General features: G+C 51.9%; 2 tRNA genes and 2 rRNA genes. All 4 read right to left on the minus strand.

The window, feature by feature from the left end:
• Positions 1-20: 20 nt before the first annotated feature.
• Positions 21-2,913: ribosomal RNA gene (locus P5705_RS25975) — 23S ribosomal RNA — on the minus strand.
• Between the two features lie 245 nt (positions 2,914-3,158).
• Positions 3,159-3,234 (minus strand) — tRNA-Ala (locus tag P5705_RS25980).
• A gap of 24 nt (positions 3,235-3,258) precedes the next feature.
• A tRNA-Ile gene (locus P5705_RS25985) sits at positions 3,259-3,335 on the minus strand.
• 86 nt (positions 3,336-3,421) lie between these two features.
• Positions 3,422-4,958 (minus strand): 16S ribosomal RNA (locus tag P5705_RS25990).
• The 16S and 23S rRNA genes sit together here with 2 tRNA genes alongside, the layout of an rRNA operon.
• Between the last annotated feature and the right edge of the window lie 245 nt (positions 4,959-5,203).

The following is a 5,203-nucleotide window of genomic DNA, read 5'->3' on the forward strand; positions in this document are numbered from 1 at the left end:
GCAGATTGCTTGGGTGTTATATGGTCAAGCCTCACGGGCAATTAGTATTGGTTAGCTCAACGCCTCACAGCGCTTACACACCCAACCTATCAACGTCGTAGTCTTCGACGGCCCTTCAGGGAGCTCAAGGCTCCAGTGAGATCTCATCTTGAGGCAAGTTTCCCGCTTAGATGCTTTCAGCGGTTATCTCTTCCGAACATAGCTACCCGGCAATGCCACTGGCGTGACAACCGGAACACCAGAGGTTCGTCCACTCCGGTCCTCTCGTACTAGGAGCAGCCCCTCTCAAATCTCAAACGTCCACGGCAGATAGGGACCGAACTGTCTCACGACGTTCTAAACCCAGCTCGCGTACCACTTTAAATGGCGAACAGCCATACCCTTGGGACCGGCTTCAGCCCCAGGATGTGATGAGCCGACATCGAGGTGCCAAACACCGCCGTCGATATGAACTCTTGGGCGGTATCAGCCTGTTATCCCCGGAGTACCTTTTATCCGTTGAGCGATGGCCCTTCCATACAGAACCACCGGATCACTAAGACCTACTTTCGTACCTGCTCGACGTGTGTGTCTCGCAGTCAAGCGCGCTTTTGCCTTTATACTCTACGACCGATTTCCGACCGGTCTGAGCGCACCTTCGTACTCCTCCGTTACTCTTTGGGAGGAGACCGCCCCAGTCAAACTACCCACCATACACTGTCCTCGATCCGGATAACGGACCTGAGTTAGAACCTCAAGGTTGCCAGGGTGGTATTTCAAGGATGGCTCCATGAGAACTGGCGTCCCCACTTCAAAGCCTCCCACCTATCCTACACAAGCAAGCTCAAAGTCCAGTGCAAAGCTATAGTAAAGGTTCACGGGGTCTTTCCGTCTAGCCGCGGATACACTGCATCTTCACAGCGATTTCAATTTCACTGAGTCTCGGGTGGAGACAGCGCCGCCATCGTTACGCCATTCGTGCAGGTCGGAACTTACCCGACAAGGAATTTCGCTACCTTAGGACCGTTATAGTTACGGCCGCCGTTTACCGGGGCTTCGATCAAGAGCTTCGCTTGCGCTAACCCCATCAATTAACCTTCCGGCACCGGGCAGGCGTCACACCCTATACGTCCACTTTCGTGTTTGCAGAGTGCTGTGTTTTTAATAAACAGTCGCAGCGGCCTGGTATCTTCGACCGGCGTGGGCTTACGCAGCAAGTGCTTCACCCTCACCGGCGCACCTTCTCCCGAAGTTACGGTGCCATTTTGCCTAGTTCCTTCACCCGAGTTCTCTCAAGCGCCTTGGTATTCTCTACCTAACCACCTGTGTCGGTTTGGGGTACGGTTCCCAGTTATCTGAAGCTTAGGAGCTTTTCTTGGAAGCATGGCATCAACCACTTCGCGCTCTAATGAGCACTCGTCATCAGCTCTCGGCCTTGAGATCCCGGATTTGCCTAAGATCTCAGCCTACCACCTTAAACTTGGACAACCAACGCCAAGCTGGCCTAGCCTTCTCCGTCCCTCCATCGCAATAACTGGAAGTACAGGAATATTAACCTGTTTTCCATCGACTACGCTTTTCAGCCTCGCCTTAGGGACCGACTAACCCTGCGTCGATTAACGTTGCGCAGGAAACCTTGGTCTTTCGGCGTGCGAGTTTTTCACTCGCATTGTCGTTACTCATGTCAGCATTCGCACTTCTGATACCTCCAGCAAGCTTCTCAACTCACCTTCACAGGCTTACAGAACGCTCCTCTACCGCATCACCAAAGGTGATACCCGTAGCTTCGGTGCATGGTTTGAGCCCCGTTACATCTTCCGCGCAGGCCGACTCGACTAGTGAGCTATTACGCTTTCTTTAAAGGGTGGCTGCTTCTAAGCCAACCTCCTAGCTGTCTAAGCCTTCCCACATCGTTTCCCACTTAACCATGACTTTGGGACCTTAGCTGACGGTCTGGGTTGTTTCCCTTTTCACGACGGACGTTAGCACCCGCCGTGTGTCTCCCATGCTCGGCACTTGTAGGTATTCGGAGTTTGCATCGGTTTGGTAAGTCGGGATGACCCCCTAGCCGAAACAGTGCTCTACCCCCTACAGTGATACATGAGGCGCTACCTAAATAGCTTTCGAGGAGAACCAGCTATCTCCGAGCTTGATTAGCCTTTCACTCCGATCCACAGGTCATCCGCTAACTTTTCAACGGTAGTCGGTTCGGTCCTCCAGTCAGTGTTACCTAACCTTCAACCTGCCCATGGATAGATCGCCCGGTTTCGGGTCTATACCCAGCGACTAAAGCGCCCTATTAAGACTCGCTTTCGCTACGCCTCCCCTATTCGGTTAAGCTCGCCACTGAATATAAGTCGCTGACCCATTATACAAAAGGTACGCAGTCACCTAACAAAGTAGGCTCCCACTGCTTGTACGCATACGGTTTCAGGTTCTATTTCACTCCCCTCTCCGGGGTTCTTTTCGCCTTTCCCTCACGGTACTGGTTCACTATCGGTCAGTCAGTAGTATTTAGCCTTGGAGGATGGTCCCCCCATGTTCAGACAAAGTTTCTCGTGCTCCGTCCTACTCGATTTCATTGATAAGAGATTTTCGTGTACGGGGCTATCACCCACTATGGCCGCACTTTCCAGAGCGTTCCACTAATCTCAAACCAACTTAAGGGCTGGTCCCCGTTCGCTCGCCACTACTAAGGGAATCTCGGTTGATTTCTTTTCCTCAGGGTACTTAGATGTTTCAGTTCCCCTGGTTCGCCTCTTGCACCTATGTATTCAGTACAAGATACTCAGCTTGTGCTGAGTGGGTTCCCCCATTCAGAGATCTCTGGATCACAGTCTGTTTGCCGACTCCCCAAAGCTTATCGCAGGCTACCACGTCTTTCATCGCCTCTGACTGCCAAGGCATCCACCGTATGCGCTTCTTCACTTGACCATATAACCCCAAGCAATCTGGTTATACTGTGAAGACGACATTCGCCGAAAATTCGCACGTCGCTCTTTCGAGCAGAACTCACAAATTTTACCTTAGCCTGATCCACCAGCAGTGAAACTGGTGTTCAGTCTATTTCTATCACATATCCGAATTTTTAAAGAACGATCTGACAAAAGTCAGAAATCAACATTCATCGCCGAATGTTCATTTCTAAGTTCTGATCAGTGCTGCGAAACCTGAAAGAGTGGTGGAGCCAAGCGGGATCGAACCGCTGACCTCCTGCGTGCAAGGCAGGCGCTCTCCCAGCTGAGCTATGGCCCCGTATTCTAGGCCGCACCAAGTAATTGGTAGGTCTGGGCAGATTTGAACTGCCGACCTCACCCTTATCAGGGGTGCGCTCTAACCAACTGAGCTACAGACCTATAACAGGGTCGCGTTACAGCATCGTCTTTACACAATGAATCAAGCAATTCGTGTGGGAGCTCATCAGCAGGCTGATGTCGTCGATTAAGGAGGTGATCCAGCCGCAGGTTCCCCTACGGCTACCTTGTTACGACTTCACCCCAGTCATGAATCACACCGTGGTAACCGTCCCCCCGAAGGTTAGACTAGCTACTTCTGGTGCAACCCACTCCCATGGTGTGACGGGCGGTGTGTACAAGGCCCGGGAACGTATTCACCGCAACATTCTGATTTGCGATTACTAGCGATTCCGACTTCACGCAGTCGAGTTGCAGACTGCGATCCGGACTACGATCGGTTTTGTGAGATTAGCTCCACCTCGCGGCTTGGCAACCCTCTGTACCGACCATTGTAGCACGTGTGTAGCCCAGGCCGTAAGGGCCATGATGACTTGACGTCATCCCCACCTTCCTCCGGTTTGTCACCGGCAGTCTCCTTAGAGTGCCCACCATAACGTGCTGGTAACTAAGGACAAGGGTTGCGCTCGTTACGGGACTTAACCCAACATCTCACGACACGAGCTGACGACAGCCATGCAGCACCTGTGTCAGAGTTCCCGAAGGCACCAATCCATCTCTGGAAAGTTCTCTGCATGTCAAGGCCTGGTAAGGTTCTTCGCGTTGCTTCGAATTAAACCACATGCTCCACCGCTTGTGCGGGCCCCCGTCAATTCATTTGAGTTTTAACCTTGCGGCCGTACTCCCCAGGCGGTCAACTTAATGCGTTAGCTGCGCCACTAAAATCTCAAGGATTCCAACGGCTAGTTGACATCGTTTACGGCGTGGACTACCAGGGTATCTAATCCTGTTTGCTCCCCACGCTTTCGCACCTCAGTGTCAGTATCAGTCCAGGTGGTCGCCTTCGCCACTGGTGTTCCTTCCTATATCTACGCATTTCACCGCTACACAGGAAATTCCACCACCCTCTACCATACTCTAGCTCGCCAGTTTTGGATGCAGTTCCCAGGTTGAGCCCGGGGCTTTCACATCCAACTTAACGAACCACCTACGCGCGCTTTACGCCCAGTAATTCCGATTAACGCTTGCACCCTCTGTATTACCGCGGCTGCTGGCACAGAGTTAGCCGGTGCTTATTCTGTCGGTAACGTCAAAACAGCAAGGTATTAACTTACTGCCCTTCCTCCCAACTTAAAGTGCTTTACAATCCGAAGACCTTCTTCACACACGCGGCATGGCTGGATCAGGCTTTCGCCCATTGTCCAATATTCCCCACTGCTGCCTCCCGTAGGAGTCTGGACCGTGTCTCAGTTCCAGTGTGACTGATCATCCTCTCAGACCAGTTACGGATCGTCGCCTTGGTGAGCCATTACCCCACCAACTAGCTAATCCGACCTAGGCTCATCTGATAGCGCAAGGCCCGAAGGTCCCCTGCTTTCTCCCGTAGGACGTATGCGGTATTAGCGTTCCTTTCGAAACGTTGTCCCCCACTACCAGGCAGATTCCTAGGCATTACTCACCCGTCCGCCGCTGAATCAAGGAGCAAGCTCCCGTCATCCGCTCGACTTGCATGTGTTAGGCCTGCCGCCAGCGTTCAATCTGAGCCATGATCAAACTCTTCAGTTCAATACTGCTTGGGTTTTTAAGAAACCCTAAACTTGGCTCAGCAATCTCAAATGACTATGTGATTTCTCGCATGGCCACTTGTGATGCTGATAATCTTGGTGACTATCAGTCCGTACTCACAAGCACCCACACGAATTGCTTGATTCAATTTGTTAAAGAGCGATTGGTTAAGAGCTTTTCATCTCAACCGAGGCGCGCATTCTACGCTAACCTCATTTCGTGTCAAGCGTTATTTTCGAAGTTTT

Source organism: Pseudomonas entomophila (assembly GCF_029478665.1).
GTDB lineage: Bacteria > Pseudomonadota > Gammaproteobacteria > Pseudomonadales > Pseudomonadaceae > Aquipseudomonas > Aquipseudomonas entomophila_F.